This window comes from Lentzea sp. NPDC004782, assembly GCF_040609115.1.
Classification (GTDB): Bacteria; Actinomycetota; Actinomycetes; order Mycobacteriales; family Pseudonocardiaceae; genus Lentzea.
In genome coordinates this window covers 162,176-178,866 of the sequence record NZ_JBEXJN010000008.1, presented here as the reverse complement: position 1 = coordinate 178,866, position 16,691 = coordinate 162,176, and the positions used below count along the sequence as shown (strand labels likewise).

20 protein-coding genes are annotated in these 16,691 nt (G+C 69.2%); 12 read left to right on the top strand and 8 right to left on the bottom strand.

Going from position 1 to position 16,691, the window contains the following annotated elements; genetic code table 11:
* Positions 1–12 precede the first annotated feature (12 nt).
* Positions 13–408 (top strand): hypothetical protein, encoded by a 396-nt coding sequence (locus ABZV40_RS10435; RefSeq protein ID WP_355438274.1) that lies wholly within the window; start codon positions 13–15, stop codon positions 406–408.
* A 7-nt stretch (positions 409–415) separates the two neighbouring features.
* On the opposite strand, the gene ABZV40_RS10430 is transcribed toward ABZV40_RS10435, so the two are convergent.
* Genes ABZV40_RS10430 through ABZV40_RS10420 form a run of 3 tightly spaced genes read right to left on the bottom strand, consistent with a single transcriptional unit; the run spans position 416 to position 2,726 of the window.
* The gene (locus ABZV40_RS10430; RefSeq protein WP_355438272.1) at positions 416–847 is read right to left on the bottom strand and encodes a hypothetical protein; all 432 of its coding nucleotides are present in this window, start codon (positions 845–847) and stop codon (positions 416–418) included.
* Between the two features lie 19 nt (positions 848–866).
* Positions 867–2,081 carry an acyl-CoA dehydrogenase family protein gene (locus ABZV40_RS10425; RefSeq protein ID WP_355438270.1) on the bottom strand — a complete coding sequence of 405 codons (1,215 nt, stop codon included), beginning with the start codon at positions 2,079–2,081 and terminating at the stop codon, positions 867–869.
* 15 nt (positions 2,082–2,096) lie between these two features.
* Positions 2,097–2,726: an SCP2 sterol-binding domain-containing protein gene (locus ABZV40_RS10420; protein ID WP_355438268.1), complete on the bottom strand. Its 630-nt coding sequence runs from the start codon at positions 2,724–2,726 to the stop codon at positions 2,097–2,099.
* 101 nt (positions 2,727–2,827) lie between these two features.
* Between ABZV40_RS10420 and ABZV40_RS10415 the strand changes: the two genes are divergently transcribed.
* Positions 2,828–3,463, top strand: a complete 636-nt coding sequence (locus ABZV40_RS10415; protein WP_355438266.1) for a TetR/AcrR family transcriptional regulator — start codon at positions 2,828–2,830, stop codon at positions 3,461–3,463.
* On the opposite strand, the gene ABZV40_RS10410 is transcribed toward ABZV40_RS10415, so the two are convergent.
* Positions 3,452–4,225, bottom strand: a complete 774-nt coding sequence (locus ABZV40_RS10410) for a MaoC/PaaZ C-terminal domain-containing protein (RefSeq protein ID WP_355438264.1) — start codon at positions 4,223–4,225, stop codon at positions 3,452–3,454. The genes ABZV40_RS10415 and ABZV40_RS10410 overlap by 12 nt on opposite strands.
* Positions 4,225–5,460: a 3-oxoacyl-ACP reductase gene (locus ABZV40_RS10405; RefSeq protein WP_355438262.1), complete on the bottom strand. Its 1,236-nt coding sequence runs from the start codon at positions 5,458–5,460 to the stop codon at positions 4,225–4,227. Before ABZV40_RS10405 ends, ABZV40_RS10410 begins: the two co-directional genes overlap by 1 nt.
* 53 nt (positions 5,461–5,513) lie before the next feature.
* Here ABZV40_RS10405 and ABZV40_RS10400 point away from each other — a divergent pair, with 53 nt between their 5' ends.
* From ABZV40_RS10400 to ABZV40_RS10390, 3 genes are read left to right on the top strand one after another with little or no spacing between them, the layout of a single operon-like run.
* Complete coding sequence (locus ABZV40_RS10400) at positions 5,514–6,719, top strand: acetyl-CoA C-acetyltransferase (RefSeq protein WP_355438260.1); 1,206 nt, start codon at positions 5,514–5,516, stop codon at positions 6,717–6,719.
* Between the two features lie 58 nt (positions 6,720–6,777).
* A complete protein-coding gene (locus ABZV40_RS10395) occupies positions 6,778–7,755 on the top strand; it encodes a serine hydrolase domain-containing protein (protein WP_355438258.1) in 978 nt (325 codons plus the stop codon).
* Between the two features lie 35 nt (positions 7,756–7,790).
* Positions 7,791–8,045: a hypothetical protein gene (locus ABZV40_RS10390; RefSeq protein ID WP_355438256.1), complete on the top strand. Its 255-nt coding sequence runs from the start codon at positions 7,791–7,793 to the stop codon at positions 8,043–8,045.
* Positions 8,046–8,049: 4 nt separating this feature from the next.
* Here ABZV40_RS10390 and ABZV40_RS10385 read toward each other — a convergent pair whose 3' ends face one another.
* Positions 8,050–8,661 (bottom strand): SIMPL domain-containing protein, encoded by a 612-nt coding sequence (locus ABZV40_RS10385; RefSeq protein ID WP_355438254.1) that lies wholly within the window; start codon positions 8,659–8,661, stop codon positions 8,050–8,052.
* A gap of 206 nt (positions 8,662–8,867) precedes the next feature.
* Here ABZV40_RS10385 and ABZV40_RS10380 point away from each other — a divergent pair, with 206 nt between their 5' ends.
* The 5 genes from ABZV40_RS10380 to ABZV40_RS10360 all read left to right on the top strand — a co-directional run bounded on the left by ABZV40_RS10380 (position 8,868) and on the right by ABZV40_RS10360 (position 13,226).
* Entirely contained in the window at positions 8,868–10,061 is a 1,194-nt protein-coding gene (locus ABZV40_RS10380) for an ATP-binding protein (protein ID WP_355438252.1), read from the top strand.
* A 158-nt stretch (positions 10,062–10,219) separates the two neighbouring features.
* Positions 10,220–10,366, top strand: coding sequence for a hypothetical protein (locus tag ABZV40_RS10375; protein WP_167969512.1), 147 nt, complete (start codon positions 10,220–10,222; stop codon positions 10,364–10,366).
* Between the two features lie 228 nt (positions 10,367–10,594).
* Entirely contained in the window at positions 10,595–11,446 is an 852-nt protein-coding gene (locus ABZV40_RS10370) for an NAD(P)-dependent oxidoreductase (RefSeq protein WP_355438250.1), read from the top strand.
* Positions 11,447–11,495: 49 nt separating this feature from the next.
* Positions 11,496–12,866, top strand: a complete 1,371-nt coding sequence (locus ABZV40_RS10365) for a S28 family serine protease (RefSeq protein ID WP_355438248.1) — start codon at positions 11,496–11,498, stop codon at positions 12,864–12,866.
* Positions 12,867–12,881: 15 nt separating this feature from the next.
* Positions 12,882–13,226: an NTP pyrophosphohydrolase gene (locus tag ABZV40_RS10360; protein ID WP_355438246.1), complete on the top strand. Its 345-nt coding sequence runs from the start codon at positions 12,882–12,884 to the stop codon at positions 13,224–13,226.
* On the opposite strand, the gene ABZV40_RS10355 is transcribed toward ABZV40_RS10360, so the two are convergent.
* A complete protein-coding gene (locus ABZV40_RS10355; protein ID WP_355438244.1) occupies positions 13,223–13,996 on the bottom strand; it encodes an HAD family hydrolase in 774 nt (257 codons plus the stop codon). The genes ABZV40_RS10360 and ABZV40_RS10355 overlap by 4 nt on opposite strands.
* A gap of 306 nt (positions 13,997–14,302) precedes the next feature.
* Between ABZV40_RS10355 and ABZV40_RS10350 the strand changes: the two genes are divergently transcribed.
* Both ABZV40_RS10350 and ABZV40_RS10345 read left to right on the top strand, forming a co-directional pair.
* Complete coding sequence (locus tag ABZV40_RS10350; RefSeq protein WP_355438242.1) at positions 14,303–14,533, top strand: hypothetical protein; 231 nt, start codon at positions 14,303–14,305, stop codon at positions 14,531–14,533.
* A gap of 308 nt (positions 14,534–14,841) precedes the next feature.
* Positions 14,842–15,510 carry a dienelactone hydrolase family protein gene (locus tag ABZV40_RS10345; RefSeq protein ID WP_355438240.1) on the top strand — a complete coding sequence of 223 codons (669 nt, stop codon included), beginning with the start codon at positions 14,842–14,844 and terminating at the stop codon, positions 15,508–15,510.
* Here ABZV40_RS10345 and ABZV40_RS10340 read toward each other — a convergent pair.
* On the bottom strand, positions 15,507–16,526 hold the full coding sequence (locus ABZV40_RS10340; RefSeq protein ID WP_355438238.1) for an NAD(P)-binding domain-containing protein: 1,020 nt from the start codon (positions 16,524–16,526) through the stop codon (positions 15,507–15,509). The two genes, ABZV40_RS10345 and ABZV40_RS10340, sit on opposite strands and share 4 nt — an antisense overlap.
* Positions 16,527–16,691 lie beyond the last annotated feature (165 nt).

Genomic DNA, 16,691 nt, shown 5'->3' with positions numbered 1-16,691 from the left:
ACGTTCACGCACGTGCTGATCAAACTGGGAATCGTCACGACCGGCGTTGCCCTGCTCCTCGGGGGTACCGCACAGGCAGCAGAACAGACCCCGCCGACCTGCCCGAGCGCGGTGCAGGTCGGTTCGACCGGTGTCGTCAGGGGCGGCGCCACGACCACAGCCACCATCACGCAGTTCGAGGGATGCGGCGCCAAGTTCGGCCACATCCACGTGCAGTCGTCGAGCACGTTCCGCGCGTCGATCAAGCTCAGCGGCGGCGGCTCGTTCACGCCGCCCACGCAGGGCGCGACCAACCAGCGTGACGTGTGGACGTCCAGCAAGACGCTGAACGACAAGTGCACCATCGCCGTCGGCACGGTGGAGATCGGTGGGACCCAGCTGACGGGGAGCAGCGGCTCCTCCTGCTGACCGGACGTCAGGCGGCGGGTGCCTCCCGCCGCCTGACGAAGGCGAACGCCAGCGCGCTGACGTTCGCCGCCAGCGCGAGCGGCCCGGTGAACCCGGCGAACTGCTCCCCAGTCACGTCGTGCTTGCCGTTGATCGCGATGAAGTAGGTGTACACGGCCAGCGCGATACATCCCCAGCTGATCACCGCCACCAGCGTCCGCACCCACACCGGCTGCGATTTCCGCCAGGTCGCCCAGATCGCGCGCTGAGTCTTCCGGTCGGGAAAACGGCCGTGCTCCCGAAACATCATGATGAGCATCAGCGGCACGCTGACGAACAGCGCGACCTGCGCTGACCACACCGGAACCCGCGGCGCACCCGGCACGAACGCGGAAGCGGTGACCGCCGCGCCCGCGAGCACGCCGATCACCGCCAGCAACCTGAACAAGAACCCCCACATGTGCGTGAGGGTAAGCCGCTCACTTGATCTGCATCCCGGAAATCATCCGAGAAACCACCAGCCGCTGGATCTCGGAGGTCCCCTCGAAGATGGTGAAGATCTTCGAGTCGCGGTGCATCCGCTCCACGGGGTGTTCCCGCGTGTACCCGGCCCCGCCGAGGATGTGGATGGCCCGTTCCGTGGCCCACACCGAAACCTCGGACGCCTTGAGCTTCGACATCGAGCCCTCGCCCGCGGTGAACGGCACGTTGTTGCGCCCCATCCACGCCGCGCGCCACACCAGCAGCCGCGCCGCGTCGATCTCCATGCGCATGTTCGCGAGGTCGAACGCGATCGACTGGTTCTCGATGATCTTCCGGCCGAACGCCTCGCGGTCCTTGGCGTAGTCCAGGGCGTACTCGTAGGCGGCGCGTGCGACACCGACGGCCATCGCGCCGACGGTCGGGCGGGTGGTCTCGAAGGTGGCCATCGCGGCCTGGCCGCCGGCCTTCTTGCCTTCGCGGGCCCGTGCCAGGCGTGCTTCGAGGCGTTCGCGGCCGCCCAGCACGCAGCGGCCGGGCACGCGGACGTCGTCGAAGAACACGTCCGCGGTGTGCGAGGCGCGCATGCCGTGCTTCTTGATCTTGCCCGGTGACGACAGGCCCGGCGTGCCGGGCGGGATGATGAAGCCGGCCTGGCCGCGTGAGCCGAGCGCCGGGTCCACCACGGCGGTCACGACGTGGACGTTCGCGATGCCGCCGTTGGTGGCCCAGGCCTTCTGGCCGTTGATGACCCACTCGTCGGTGGCCTCGTCGTAGCGCGCCCGCGTGCGGTAGCCCGCCACGTCGGAGCCGGCCTGGGGCTCGGACGCGCAGAACGCCGCCAGCTTCGGCTCGTTCTCGTCGCCGAAGCACTCCGGCACCCACTCGGCCAGCTGCTCGGGTTCGCCGGACGCGAAGATGCCCGCGACGGCCAGGCCGGTGCCCATCAGCGCGAGCGCGATGCCGGCGTCACCCCAGAACAGCTCTTCGGTCGCGATCGGCAGCGAGAGGCCGATCGGGTCGGCGAACCAGGTCGCGAGGGCCTCGAAGCCGTAGAGGCCGATCTTCGCGGCCTCCTGGATCACCGGCCACGGCGTCTCCTCGCGCTCGTCCCACTCGGAGGCCGCCGGCCTGATCACGTCGCGAGCGAAACCGTGCACCCAGTCGCGCAGGTCGGTCTGGTCTTCGTTCAGTTCGAGCGAGAAGCCACCCACTGCAAAACCTCTCCGTCAGGCCTTCGGGATGTTGAACAGGCTCATGAACCCGGCCGCGAACCCCAGGTCGCCCTTCACCTTCAGTTTGCCCGTCATGAACAGCACGGGGGCGGAGGCGTTCCCGGTCGCGAGCTTCAGGAAGTCGGCGGGCGTCAGCGTCACGACGGCACGGGCCTCGCGCGTCACGCCCTTGTTGATGACGCACGTGGCGTCTTCGATGATTGCCTCGTAGACGTCTTCGAGCACGTGGAAGTGCACGACGGCACGGGTGGCGCCGGCGCGGTCCGCGCGGAAGTGGACCTCCATGCGGCGGAACACCTCGTCGAGCACCCGCACCCGCAGCGCGGGGTCGGAGACGACGGCCTCGATCTGGTCCTTCGAGGCGCGCGAGATGATGCGGGCGAAGTTGGACGGGTCCATCTTCGCCAGGTCGAGGTCCGCGCCGCCGTCGGCCAACGCACCCAGGGCGTTCAGCAACGCGGCGAAGTCGGCCTTGCCCAGCTTCTTCGGGTCGATGCCGCGGGCGATGACGTCGATGTTCACGTCGGCCAGCGCGGGATCGTCCGGAGAGATCTGCTGCAACGTGCTGATCAGCTCGGTCGGGCTGAGCTTCGCGATCGCCTCGGTGGTGAGGTCGAGCGTCATGGACACACCTCCTGGTACCTACTGGCGAGTAAGACTACTGGTGAGTAGGTATTGTGGCAACCCGATCGGATAATCTTGTTCCTCCGAACCGAGGGGGTGTGATGCGCACAGAAGGTCGAGCCAAGCGCTTGCCACGCGCGGTGCGCGAGCGGCAGATCATGGACGCCGCCGTCGACGTGTTCTCGCGGCTCGGCTTCCACGCCGCCTCGATGGACGAGATCTCCGAGGTGGCGGGCATCTCCAAGCCGATGCTCTACGCCTACCTCGGCTCGAAGGAAGAGCTGTTCGCGACCTGCATCCGGCGTGAGGCCACGCGGATGATGGAGGCCATCGCGACCGGCGTCGAGCCCGACCAGGAACCCGACGTGCAGCTGTGGAGCGGGCTGCGGGCGTTCTTCGGGTTCGTCGGCGAGAACCGGGCCAGCTGGATGGTGCTGCACCGCCAGGCGTCGACCCAGGGCGGGCCGTTCGCGGTCGAGCTCACCGACATGCGCAGCCGCGCGGTGTCGCTGGTCGCGGCGCTGCTCACGCAGTCCACGAAGGCGCCCGCGACCAAGCTGGAGGCCGAGTCGCTGGCCGCCGCGCTGGTCGGCGCGGGTGAGTCGCTCGCGGAGTGGTGGCTCGATCACCCGGAGGAACCCGCCGGCGTGGTCGCGGCCCGGCTCATGAACCTCGTCTGGATGGGCTTCGGCGACCTGGTCGAGGGCAACGTCTGGCACCCGCCGTCACGTCGTTAGATCACGGGCTGACCCCAGCAGGTGGGGGCCTTTGCCCCACACGCCGAACTCCCAGCCGCCGGAGACCTCGAAGGCCGAGAACTCGACCCGGCTGGGGATGAGCAACGGCTTCTTGAACCGGACGTCCACCGTCACGGCCTCGGGCAGCCGGCCCTCCAGCGCGGCCACGCAGCGGGCCTTCGTCCACATCCCGTGGGCGATCGCCCGCTGGAAACCGAAGAGCTTCGCGCTCAACGGGGACATGTGGATCGGGTTGCGATCGCCGGACACCGCCCCGTACCGCCGCCCGATGTCCGCAGGCACCCGCCACACGGTCGACCCGACGGGCCGCTGCAGTTCCTCGCCGCCGGAGGACCCGCCGCCGGTCCGCCGCAGGTAGGTCGACACGCTCTCCCACACCCCGGAAACCGACGTCACCACGTCGACCTGGGTGCCCTGCGGGTGCGGCCGGAGATCGCGCGCGGTCACCGTGATCTCCAACGGCTCGCACATCTTCAGCGGCCGCGACTGCGTGATCCGGTTCGCGATGTGCACCAGACCGGGCAACGGGAACGGGAACCCCGAGCCGGTCATCAGTTTCATCTGCAGCGGAAAGCCCAGCACGTGCGGGTAGGTCAACGGCAACGCGTCGCGCAGCGCGAACCCGCACACGGCGTTGTAGGCCGTCAGATGCCTGAGCGAAACGTCGACGACCGCGGAAACGGGCTTCGCGGCAAGGGTGTCCCCGCGCCGGAACGACGTCAGGGCGGCGCGCAGCAACATCAAGCCCCCAGCAGCATCTGGCCGCACACCCGCACGACGTTGCCGTTCACGCCACCGGAACCCGGCGCCGCGAACCACGCCACCGTCTCCGCCACGTCGACCGGCAAGCCGCCCTGCGACAGGCTGTTCATCCGCCGCCCGACCTCGCGCGTCAGCAACGGCACGGCCGCGGTCATCTTGGTCTCGATGAACCCCGGCGCGACGGCGTTGATCGTGGCGCCGCGGTCGGCCAGCACGGGCGCCAGCGACTTGACCATGCCGATCACGCCGGCCTTCGAGGTGGCGTAGTTGGTCTGACCGACGTTGCCCGCGATGCCCGCGATCGACGACACGCCGACGATCCGCCCGCCGGCCCGCAGCACGTCGCCTTCGAGCAGTGCCGCGTTGACCCGCTCCTGGCAGGCGAGGTTGACCTCCAGCACCGCGTCCCACAGCGAGGAGTCCATGCGCGCCAACGTCTTGTCGCGCGTGATGCCCGCGTTGTGCACGACGATGTCAACGCCGCCGTGACGGTCCATCAGGTACGAGGTCAGCCGCGCGGGATCGCCGGTGATGTCGAGCTGCAACGCCGAGCCGCCGACGGAGTTCGCGACCTTCGACAGCTCGTCGCCGGCCGCGGGAACGTCCAGGCAGACGACGTGCGCGCCATCGCGGGCCAACGTCGTCGCGATCGCCGCACCGATGCCGCGCGAAGCACCCGTGACCAGCGCGACCTTGCCGTCCAGCGAGCCGGTGGCGGCGTTGCCGGAAATGTGGATGACCTGACCGGACACGTAGGCCGACCGCCCGGACAGCAGGAAGGTCAGCGTGGACTCGACGCCCTCCTCGGCGCCGTCCGCCACGTGGACGAGGTTCGCCGTGCCGCCCCGGCGCAGCTCCTTGCCGACCGACCGCACGAAGCCTTCGAGAGCCCGCTGCGCCACGGAGTCCGGCGACCGTCCGATGACGATCACCCGCCCGCACGGCCCGAGCTGCGTGATCACGGGGTGGAAGAAGTCGTGCAGCTGCCGCAGCTCGCTCACCGACGTCACGTCGGACGCGTCGAACACCAACGCGCCATAGGGAGCGGACCCGGTTTCGAGCTGCTTCAGGAAGGGCAGCCGGGAGGCGCCGCCGACCAGCACCGGTGCGGCCAAGGCGGCGTCGCGGCGGAGTGGATACGGGTTCGGCAGGCCGAGCCTGCGCACGAGCTGGCGCCCCAGCCCCGAAGAGGCGAACTTCTGGTACCTGTCCACGTCACATAACCTACTAGCTAGTAAGTCTACTCGCTAGTAGGTAGTATGCCGGTATGCGAGTAGCGATCATCGGCGGCAACCGCATCCCGTTCGCCCGCTCGAACGGCCCGTACGCCACCGCGTCGAACCAGGACATGTTCACCGCGGTGCTCGACGGTCTGGTCAGCCGCTTCGGCCTGCAGGGCGAGCGGCTCGGCGAGGTGGTCGCGGGCGCCGTGCTCAAGCACTCGCGCGACTTCAACCTCGTCCGCGAGTCGGTCCTGGGCAGCAAGCTTAGCCCGGAAACGCCCGCGTACGACCTCCAGCAGGCCTGCGGCACCGGCCTGCAGGCGATCATCGCGGTGGCCAACAAGATCGCGCTCGGCCAGATCGAGGCGGGCATCGCGGGCGGCGTCGACACCACCAGCGACGCCCCGATCGGCGTGAACGAGAACTTCCGCAAGCTCCTGCTGGAGTTCAACCGCACCCGCAAGGTCAGCCTGCTGACCAAGCTGCGCCCCAGCCACGTCGTGCCGCACCTGCCGCGCAACGGCGAACCGCGCACAGGCATGTCCATGGGCGAGCACGCGGCCATCACCGCCGCCCAGTACGGCATCACCCGCGAGGACCAGGACGAGCTCACCGCACGCAGCCACCGCAACCTCGCCCGCGCCTACGACGAGGGCTTCTTCGACGACCTCGTCACCCCGTACCTGGGCCTCACCCGCGACCAGAACCTCCGCCCGGACAGCAGCGTCGAGAAGCTCGCGAAGCTCAAGCCGGTCTTCGGCGACACGATGACCGCCGGCAACTCGACCCCGCTCTCCGACGGCGCCTCCGCGGTCCTGCTGGCCACCGAGGAGTGGGCGCGGGCTCGCAAACTGCCCGTGCTGGCGTACCTGACGTTCGCCGAGACCGCCGCCGTCGACTACGTGCACGGCGACGAGGGCCTGCTCATGGCACCGGTGCACGCCGCGCCGCGGATGCTCGACAAGGCGGGCCTCAAGCTGCAGGAGTTCGACTTCTACGAGGTGCACGAGGCGTTCGCGTCGCAGGTGCTGGCCACGTTGAAGGCCTGGGAGACCGACCTCGGCGAGATCGACCGAACGAAGCTCAACGTCAACGGCTCCTCGCTCGCGGCAGGCCACCCGTTCGCCGCCACCGGCGCCCGGATCGTGGCGACGCTGGCCAAGCTGCTGCACCAGAGGGGCAGCGGCCGCGGGTTCGTGTCGATCTGCGCCGCCGGAGGTCAGGGCATCACGGCGATCCTGGAGCGATGAGTTCCGCTCAGTGCTGAAGTCAGACCATCCGAACCCTCACCGGAGAAGGATGACGACCATGACGCTGCAGGAAGTTCTGGAGACCCACCGCGAGGCGGTGCCCAACGCCGTGGCACTCGTCGCTCGCGTCGACGAAGTCGAGTTCGCGTCGGTCGGCGGCGAGACGCGGGAGTCGGTCTTCCTGATCGCCTCGCTGACCAAGCCGATCATCGCGGCGGCGACGACGCTGCTGGTGCGGGACGGGAAGATCGCCCTGGACGACCCGATCGCGAACTGGCTGCCGGAGCTCGCGCACCCGGTGGTCGTCCGCACTCCGGACGGTGACGTCGACGACGTCGTTCCCGCGACGAGGCCGATCACGGTCCGCCACCTGCAGGCTTCCCGGTCCGGCTGGGGTTTCACGGCGGACTTCTTCCTGCCGGCCACGAAGAAGCTCTTCGAACAGGCACATCTGCACGGTCGTGAGGACCTGCCCACCCCCGAGGAGTGGCTGAAGCAGATCGCCGAGGTGCCGCTGCTGCACCAACCGGGCGAAGGCTGGCTCTACAACACGGGGTCGGACGTCCTCGGCCTCCTGCTGCACCGCGTGACCGGCTCGCTCCCGGACTTCCTGGCCGAGCGCTTCTACGCGCCGCTCGGCATGACCAGCACCAGCTTCATCAGCGACACCCTGCCGTCCGGTGCTGGTGGCCTGAAGTCCACCGCGGACGACCTGCTGGCGTTCCACCGCCACCTGCTGACCAGCGACCTCCTGCCAGAGCTCGCGGTCGACACCACGTCGGCGGCGGAGCGCGAGGCGGCGCACATCTTCCTTGAGGGCCAGGGCTGGGGCTACGGCGGCAGCGTCGACATCGCCGAGATCGACCCGTGGAACGTTCCCGGCCGCTACGGCTGGGTCGGCGGCTCCGGCACCGCCGCCCACGTCGTGCCGTCGCAGAACCTGATCACGATCCTGCTCACCCGCACCGCCATGACCAGCCCTGCCCCGACGGCCGTCATGCGTGATTTCTGGCGGAGCGCGATGCACACTCTCTGAACCGCGAAGGTGCGGTGCCGGGGGTTGGGGGACGAATGCTGCAGGTCGATCCCGAGCAAGATCCGGTGCTGGCTCGCGCACTCGTCGCCACGCTGCGCGACGAGTGGCGACCGGCCGCCGACGCCATGGCGTCAGCCCGCGAGTGGGAACGCCGCGCCTACCTGGTGCTGACGCTGGCCGCCGCGGCCGCACGCCGTGACACCTGGCTCAAGAAGTGGCTGGAGTCCCGCCCCGGCGACCGCGACGCGACCGCCGTCCACGCGGCGGTGGAAACCCTGCAGGCCAGTTAGCGACTTAGTCCAGCAACGACCAGGCGGCCGTGCACGACGCCGAAACGGTGATCTGCTGCGCCTTGAGGTTCAGCTGGTCCACCATTCCCGCAGGCCCGGCCATCTCGAACGACGCGGCAGCGCTCATCCGCGGCGAGTAGCCCACGCCGCCGTCGGTGTCGCCGATCCGCAGCAACGGCCCGAGCCGCCGCCCCAGCGCCGATGCGTAACCCTCGGCACGACGGAGCGCGTCCGCCACGGCCTCCTTCTGCGCCTCGCGGATGGCCTCGGCGTCGTCGACGAGCGTCCACGACGGGCCGTTGATCCACGACGGCTCGGCCTGGACGAGGTCGGCGAGCAGTCCGTCGAGCTTGTCCAGGTCGGACACCCAGATCACGTACTGCTGCTGCGCGCGGCTGCCGACGCGTTGGTTGTTGTCCCAGTTGTCGTGCACGGACAGCTCCCGCGAGCGCACCTCGAAATCCTCGAGCAGCGGTTCCACGGCGGAGATGCGCTGGTTGAGCATGCTCACCGCCTCGGAGCGTTCGGCGCCGATCGCCTCGAACGTCACGTCCACCTGGGCGCGGTCGGCGGTGCGCTCGACCTCGCCGGTCCCCTTGGTCACGACTTCAGCCACGCCGCCCAGCCAACCGCTGCCCAGGTCCATCCGCAACTATTCCCCTGTATTGCTCAAACACTAGAAAGCCGAATACGCGCCTCGCCAAGTGCACGCGGGGAGCTTTCGTTCGCTCCTGGCGCACGAAAGGGCCCCGCGTGCAGCGAAGCGAGCGGCGTCTGCGTGTCTCTAGAGGGGGTGCTAGAAACGCCGATACGGTGCGAGCCATGGACCCGGTGCGCAACCCGTTCGCTCCCGGTGCAGGCCAGCGGCCTCCTGAGCTCGCCGGCCGGGACAAGGAAGTCGGAGCGTTCGAGGTGGTGCTCGAACGCGTGGCCCGCGGCCGTCCCGAACGCAGCCTGGTGCTGACCGGGTTGCGCGGTGTGGGCACGACGGTGCTGCTCGGTGAGCTGCGGTCCATGGCGGTCAAACGCGGCTGGGGCGCGGGCAAGGTCGAGGCGCGGCCGGACGCCGACCTGCGACGACCGCTCTCGGCGGCGCTGCACCGGGCGATCCGCGACCTGGCCGTCCGCCACCGCGCGCCGGACCGGGTCGAGGCCATCCTCGGCATCCTCAAGGCGTTCGCGCTGCGGGCCGCACCGGACGGTGCCAAGCTGCGCGACCGCTGGCAGCCCGGCATCGACGTGCCCGCCGCCCAGGGCAGGGCCGACTCCGGTGACATCGAGATCGACCTGGTCGAGCTGTTCACCGACGTCGCCGAGCTCGCGCAGGACGTCGGCACGGGCGTCGCGCTGCTCATCGACGAGATGCAGGACCTCAAGCCGGACGACATCAGCGCGTTGTGCGCGGCGTGTCACGAGCTCTCGCAGCTCGGCGCACCTCTCGTGGTGGTCGGTGCGGGTCTGCCGCACCTGCCCGCGGTGCTCAGTGCCAGCAAGTCGTACTCGGAGCGGCTCTTCCGGTACGTGCGGATCGACCGGCTCAGTCGTGAGGACGCCGACCGCGCGGTGCTCGCCCCGGTCGAACGGGAGGACGCGGGCATCACGGACGAGGCGCTGGACGCGTTGTTCGACGCGTCCGGGGGCTACCCGTACTTCATCCAGGCCTACGGCAAGGCCGCCTGGGACGCCGCGCCGGCGGACCCGATCAGCGCGCTGGACGTCTCCGTGGCCGCTCCGGAGGCCGACGCGGAGCTCGCCGTGGGCTTCTTCGGCTCCCGATACGAGCGTGCGACGCCCGCCGAACGCGAGTATCTCCGGGCGATGGCCGAGTTGACCGACGGAAAGGACGCGGGCGTCAACACCGCCCAGGTGGCCGACCACCTGGGTCGCAAGCCCTCGTCGCTGTCGCCCGCGCGGGACTCGCTCATCAAGAAAGGCCTGGTCTACAGCGCGGAACGGGGTCAGATCGCCTTCACCGTGCCGCACTTCGGGAGGTTCCTGCTCGGCCGCGAGGAGTGATCCGGGTCGCCCAGCGTTGTCCGGCTGTTCACGTTGTCTGCCGACGATTCATCGGCGTGTGCCCCAACTCACCGGATAATCGCGTGCGTTCATGGGAAAGAGGGTGCATACTTGAGTTACCAACCGAACAGACCTCCGAGAGGGAAGTGCAGACCCCGATGAACTTCGCAGCGAAGCTCCGCGCCCGTCGTGCCGAGGCGCGCAACCGGAAGGCCGTGGCTCGCGCGATCGACATGGCCACCACGCCGGCCATGCGTCACGAGCTGATGGCCATCGCCCAGGCTCAGGTCACCACCCTGCGCTGACTTCACGACCCGGCACTCGCACGGCGCCCCGTCGCGAGTGCCTCCCCGAACGGGAACCCCTGGAGCACCTCCCGCGCTCCAGGGGTTTCATTCTGTTAAACGTGATCCGCGCCACAGTATGATGGCGTTGTAACAGTGCACGTCGGTCCGCCGATGTCACGGTTGACCTCGCGGTGCTGTCGGACCCCCGACCTGGCAGCACCGCGAGGTTTCTTGTTTGCTGGGGACATGGAGATCGCCGTGCTCGGCACCGGCCTCATGGGTGCCCCCGTCGCAGCCAACCTCGCCGCCGCCGGACATGCCGTCCGGGTCTGGAACCGCACGCGCGCCAAAGCCGAACCCCTCGCCGACCGGGGCGCGGTCGTCGCCGACACGCCCGCTCAGGCCGTCGAAGGCGCCGAGATCGTGCTGACCATGCTCAACGACGGTCCCGCGGTCACGGCCACCATGCAGGCCGCCGCCGACTCGCTGCCGCACGACGCCGTCTGGATCCAGTCCTCCACGGTCGGGATCGGCTTCACCGAGGACCACATCGCGCTCGCCCGTTCGCTCGGGCTCGAGTTCGTCGACGCGCCCGTCCTCGGCAGCACCAAGCCCGCGGCGGAGGGCAAGCTCGTCGTGCTGGCCTCGGGTGCCGAGGAACTGCGCGAGCGCGTGCAGCCGGTGTTCGACGTGATCGGCGTCCGCACGATGTGGGTCGGTGAAGCCGGTGCGGCCTCGCGGTTGAAGCTCGTCGCCAACAGCTGGGTGCTCGCGCTGACCGCGGCCGTCGGCGAGGCCGTGGCGCTGAGCGAGGCGTCCGGTCTCGACCCGAAGCTGTTCCTGGAAGCCGTTTCCGGCGGCGCGATGGACTGCGCGTACCTGCAGATGAAGGGCAACGCGATCATCGAGCGGTCCTTCCCGCCCGCGTTCACCGTGCAGAACGCGCTGAAGGACGCCTTGCTCGTCAACGAAGCCGCGGTGCGGGGCAACGTGCACCTCGACGTCGCACAGGCCTCGGCCGCACGGCTGAACCGCGCGGTCACCAAAGGCCACGGCGGTGAGGACATGGCCGCGTCCTACTACGCCAGCTTCGAATAGCGACGATCGGCCGGTCCGGCGGAGCGTGCGGGCTCACTAGCTTGGCTCGGTGAACAGACTCGTACGCTCCCTGCTGGCGTTCGGCCTGGCATCGGCGCAGTTCCTGGCTGTCGCCTCGGTCGTCAACGCCGCTCCCGACATCGAAGACCGGATCGCCGCGCTGCCCGGCGTCCGGATCATCAGCGAAGGGACGTCCGGCACCGCGCGGACGTTCGTGCTCGGCATCCAGCAGCCCGCGGACCACCGCAAGCCGCGCGGGCGGCAGTTCGAACAGCGGATCTCGTTGCTGCACAAGGACGACTCGAAGCCGATGGTGCTGCACACCACCGGCTACCACCTGCCCGGCTCCATCAGCCCGTCCGAACCGGCCCGGCTCGTCGACGGCAACCAGATCAGCGTGGAGCAGCGGTTCTTCCCGCCGTCCCGGCCGTCACCGGCGGACTGGGACGACCTGAACATCCGGCAGGCGGCAGGCGACCACCACCGGATCGTGCGGGAGTTCAAGAAGATCTACCGCGGACGCTGGCTCTCGACGGGCGCCAGCAAGGGTGGCATGACGTCGGTCTACCACCGCCGGTTCTTCCCGCACGACGTCGACGCGACCATCGCTTACGTGGCACCGAACGACGTGGTGAACGACGAGGACTCCTACGGCGAGTTCATCCGCAACGTCGGCAACGACCCGACATGCAACCGGCGCCTCGAAGGCGTGCAGCGGCAGATCCTGCAGAACCGGGACGCGATCGTGGCCCGGTTGGAGGCGCAGGGTTACACGTACCGGCAGTTCGGCGGCGCGCACCGGGCCTTGGAGGTCCTGGTGCTGGACACGCCGTTCACCTTCTGGCAGTACGGCACGCAGGACCAGTGCGCGCTGGTGCCCGGTCCCGCCGCCTCGGTGGACGACCTGTGGACGTTCATCGACAAGACCGTCGGCTGGGACTTCTACACCGACGCCGGCGTTGCGCCCTACGAGACCTACTACTACCAGGCGGGCACGCAGCTCGGCTGGCCGGAAGCCGACGAGTCCGCGGTCCGCGACCTGTTGCGCTACCCCGGTTCCAGCGTGCCGCGCACGATGGTGCCGGACTCGATCAGGTTCCCGCGCTTCGACAAGCACGCGATGAAGGACATCGACCGGTGGGTGCGCTACGAAGGTTCGCGGCTTCTGTTCGTCTACGGGCAGAACGACCCGTGGAGCGCCGAGCCGTTCCACCTCGGGCCGGGCACGCGCGACTCGCTGGCGTTCGTCGTGCCGGGCGGCAACCACGGCTCGAACATCGCCCGGCTGCCGGAGGAGGAGCGCGGGGCGGCGACCGCCGCCGTGCTGCGCTGGGCCGGTGTGCCCGCGGCTGCCGTCGGCACGGCGGCCGTCGACGAGGGACCGGACTCGCTGGACGCGCTGCGGGCGCGTCGGGGCTGAGGCACGCTGAGGGGCGTGAAGCCGTTGCTCGTGGTCGATGCCGCCAACGTCGTGGGTTCGGTGCCCGACGGGTGGTGGCGCGACCGGGCGGGCGCGGCCGAACGCCTCCGCGACGCGCTGCGGGGCCGGGACGAGGAGGTCGTCCTCGTGGTGGAAGGCAAGGCGCGCAACGTGTCCAGCGTCGACGGCGTCCGCGTGGTCGCGGCCTCCGGCGACGGTGACGACAAGATCGTCGAGGTGGTGCGGGCCGAGGGCGCCGGCCGTCCGGTGACCGTGGTGACCGCCGACCGCGAGCTGCGGCGGCGGGTGACAGCGCTGGGTGCAGAGGTGGCCGGACCCACCTCGGTGCCGCGCCGTTAGAGGTTGAACAGCTTTTCGAGGACCTGGGCGACGCCGTCCTCGGTGTTCGGCGGCGCGTGGTTGCGGCACGCCTGTTTGACGAGCGGGTGCGCGTTGCCCATCGCATAGGCGGTGCCGGCCCAGCCGAGCACCGACAGGTCGTTCGGCATGTCCCCGAACGCGATCACCTCTTCGCTGCCGATCCCCCTTGCGCGGCAGAGGGATTCGAGCGTCGCGGCCTTCGACACACCGGGCGGGCTGATCTCCAGCAGACCCGTGCCGCCGGAGTGCGTGACCGTGACGTGCTGCCCGACCGCCTCCCTGGCGATCTCCATCATGTGGTCGCTCTCGCGCTCCGGCGCCCACGCGAGCATCTGCACGACCTGGTGCGCCTCCTCGAAGACGTGGTCGAGCAGTTCGAGTGTCCGATGTGGATTCTTCGGCCCGAAGCCCCGGAAACCGGGCTCCGACAACACCTCCAGCCCGGTCTCGACCGCGATGCCGACGTCCGGGATCACCGAGGCCAGCGCCTCCGCCACCTTCCGCACCACGTCGAACGGCACCGTCTGCGCGTGCGTGACCTCCCGGTTCGTCAGGTCGTAGATCATGGCGCCGTTCGAGCAGATCGCCGTGCCGGTGAGCGCGAGGTCCTGCACGAACCGCGGCGGCCGTGCCGTGACGACCACGACGTCCGCGTCGACGGCGTCGAGCGCGGCACGGGTGCGGTCGCTCAGCACCCCACCGGGTTGCAGCAGCGTGCCGTCGAGGTCGGTCGCGACCAGTCTGATCATCGGCCGATTATCGGGCAGGATCTTCGCTCGTACGAAGGACTTAGCCCGGCTTGGACGTCCTGGCCGGATGAGGCCTGGGCCTCGAATATCCGTGCGGTGGCAATCAGTTGGAGGCGGTTGTCCGTTCCGTTCTGCCCGGAAACCCTTGCGGATACCCGTTCTGGTGAGTGCTGATGAGGAAACGGAGAAGTTCCATGTTCAATTCGGGCGCCCTGCGTCGGTCTGTCCTCGGGACCGTGGCAGCCACCATCGCGGTTGGTTCCGTTCTGACATCGTCCGCCGGCGCCTTCGCGGGGTGAGAGCGAGATGAGGGCGTCTGACTTCGGTCAGGTCGCCGCCGCTCCGGTGGAGAACAACGGGTCGATCGACGGCCTCGTCACCACGGCCGGTGCGCCGCTGGTCAACGTCAACGTCAACGTCCCGTGCCCCGCTCCGTGGCAGCAGGGTGGCCTGTTCGGCTCTGACTACAACGCCTGCAGCAACGCTCCGGTGTACCAGCAGGACGCGGTCGTCAAGGGCAGCCTGATCGGCCGGTAAGGCTCGATCTGCCGACACCGAAGCCACATCCTGAAAGTGACGGGGTGGATGTCGCCGCCGAGGGCTCGGGCGACATCCACCCCGTTCTCCCCAGCCGTTCTCGCGCTTGCGGGAAATGCTGGAAAGTTCGCTGATTTCCGTTGTCCGCCGGGTCGGCCGGATCTTCGGGGCCGCCTACCTGAAACACGGTTGTTCGGGTAGGCAGACGGATGGCCTCCACGAGCGGAACGAGGAAGCCCTGTTCGCTGCCACGGCAACCCCCGGGGCTTCTTCGGCTTCTCTTCTCGCTGATCGGGCAAGATCGGTCCATGACCCATCGAATTGACGGCATGCCCCTGCCGGTGTGGCTGCCCGAGTCCGGTTCCGGGCCCGGCATCGTCCTGATCCAGGAGATCTTCGGGCTGGACGGGTACCTGCGAGGTGTCGCGGAGAAGCTCGCGGCCCTCGGCTACGTCGTGGCCGTGCCCGAGCTGTTCCACCGCTTCGAGCCGGGCTGGGTGGGTGAGCACGACGAGGCGGGCATCCGGAAGTCGATGGAGGTCGTGGGCAACCTCGACTTCCCGCTGGCCGTGCAGGACGTCACCGCGTCGGTCGAGCACCTGCGGGGCCTGCCGGAGGTGACCGGTGGTGTCGGCGTGCTCGGCTTCTGCCTCGGCGGCACCCTGGCCTACTCGGCGGCCGTCGCCGCCGGCCCGGACACCGCCGTGTCGTTCTACGGTTCGGGCGTCCCCGACCAGATCGGCACGCTGGACCAGGTGTCCTGCCCGATCCTGTTCCTCTTCGGCACCGAGGATCCGTACCTCCCCGGCTACCAGAAGGTCGTGGACGCGGCGGAAGGCCATCCCGGCGCCGAGATCCACCTGGAGGCGGCGGGCCACGCGTTCCTCAACCACCTCGGCCCCTGGTACGCCGAGGAAGCCGCTCACCGCGCCTGGGACGTGACCACGGCGTTCCTCGCCCGCGCCCTGCCGGTCTAGGAGATGCACGGCACCGCGAGCTGCTGCGAGAAGAACCTCTCCAGCGGCTTGCGGTGCAGCCGGTGTTCCACGGCGATCAGCTCGTTCTTCCGGTAGTGGCTGATCTGCGTGCTGGTGACGACGAACCCGTTGCGCTCGGTCGTGGGCATCTCGTCGTAGAGGATCGCGTGCTGTCCTTGCGGCACAACCACATCCGCCAATCCCTCGGGAATCTGCCGCGCCCGGCTCGCGATGGTCGCGGCCAACGAGTCCGGCCGGTTCCTGAGCTTGCGGTGCGGCCACGGCACCCCGTGGTGCTCGGCCTCCAACGTCCGGTGCAACGCCCGCGCGGAATGCCTGATGGCCTTGATCGAGTCGCCGGTGATGACGTGCGCGTCGGGCCGGTCGAGGCTCGTGTCCCGCCGGAAGCCCGCACACACGATCACCTTGTCGTACCGCAGCTCCCCGGTGCCGTCGATGGCGACCACGAACTCGTTGCCCTGCTTGACGATCCGCTGCACCGCCCGCCCCACCGTGTGCGTGAGCCGCGCCGTGGCCGCGATGTTGTCGGCCGTCTCGAACGCACTGCGCCCGCGCCCGATGATCAGCACCCGCTTCCTCGCGTACAGGGTCGGATCCGTGCCGGCACTCGCGTAGGTGTCCGCGTGCTCGATCCCAGGGATGCTCGGCACGTGCGGCTTCTTGCCGATCGCGAGGATCACGTGCCGCGCCCGGTATTCCGCAGGGTCGCTGACGCGCGTGCCGTACCGGATGTGCAACGGCCGCGCGAAGTCCTCCAGATACCGCACCAGATCGTCCGCATCGGGAAACGCCCGCTTGCTGTACCGCCCGAACGGCACCCCGTCGAACAGCGAGTTGTCGTCCGTGGCGAGCACCCGATGCCTCGGGAACTCGCGGAAGAAACTCGCCGGTTCCGATTCCGCTTCCAGGATCACGTAGTCGCGGCCCGCCCGGTGCAGGAAACTCCCGATCTGCAAGCCCGCTGGGCCCGCACCGATCACCAGGTACTCCACCATCACGCACCTCCCGGCGTCCTCTACGCCGAAGCAGGCGCAAAGGTTCAGACGGGCGGTCTGCTTCCATCATCGCGGACTATGGGCGACTTCGGCCAATCAGAAGGCACATAAGCATTGTTGTGCTGATCGGCCGAACCGTCTTCGCCCTTGGTCGGGAACGGTGGT

Coding starts and splice junctions, on each gene's coding strand:
- ABZV40_RS10410 (WP_355438264.1), bottom strand. CDS start 4,225: ATGTTGCTGCGCGCCGCCCTGACGTCGTTCCGGCGCGGGGACACCCTT.
- ABZV40_RS10415 (WP_355438266.1), top strand. CDS start 2,828: ATGCGCACAGAAGGTCGAGCCAAGCGCTTGCCACGCGCGGTGCGCGAG.
- ABZV40_RS10355 (WP_355438244.1), bottom strand. CDS start 13,996: ATGATCAGACTGGTCGCGACCGACCTCGACGGCACGCTGCTGCAACCC.
- ABZV40_RS10430 (WP_355438272.1), bottom strand. CDS start 847: ATGTGGGGGTTCTTGTTCAGGTTGCTGGCGGTGATCGGCGTGCTCGCG.
- ABZV40_RS10350 (WP_355438242.1), top strand. CDS start 14,303: ATGAGGGCGTCTGACTTCGGTCAGGTCGCCGCCGCTCCGGTGGAGAAC.
- ABZV40_RS10345 (WP_355438240.1), top strand. CDS start 14,842: ATGACCCATCGAATTGACGGCATGCCCCTGCCGGTGTGGCTGCCCGAG.
- ABZV40_RS10375 (WP_167969512.1), top strand. CDS start 10,220: ATGAACTTCGCAGCGAAGCTCCGCGCCCGTCGTGCCGAGGCGCGCAAC.
- ABZV40_RS10380 (WP_355438252.1), top strand. CDS start 8,868: ATGGACCCGGTGCGCAACCCGTTCGCTCCCGGTGCAGGCCAGCGGCCT.
- ABZV40_RS10340 (WP_355438238.1), bottom strand. CDS start 16,526: ATGGTGGAGTACCTGGTGATCGGTGCGGGCCCAGCGGGCTTGCAGATC.
- ABZV40_RS10400 (WP_355438260.1), top strand. CDS start 5,514: ATGCGAGTAGCGATCATCGGCGGCAACCGCATCCCGTTCGCCCGCTCG.
- ABZV40_RS10370 (WP_355438250.1), top strand. CDS start 10,595: ATGGAGATCGCCGTGCTCGGCACCGGCCTCATGGGTGCCCCCGTCGCA.
- ABZV40_RS10395 (WP_355438258.1), top strand. CDS start 6,778: ATGACGCTGCAGGAAGTTCTGGAGACCCACCGCGAGGCGGTGCCCAAC.
- ABZV40_RS10420 (WP_355438268.1), bottom strand. CDS start 2,726: ATGACGCTCGACCTCACCACCGAGGCGATCGCGAAGCTCAGCCCGACC.
- ABZV40_RS10390 (WP_355438256.1), top strand. CDS start 7,791: ATGCTGCAGGTCGATCCCGAGCAAGATCCGGTGCTGGCTCGCGCACTC.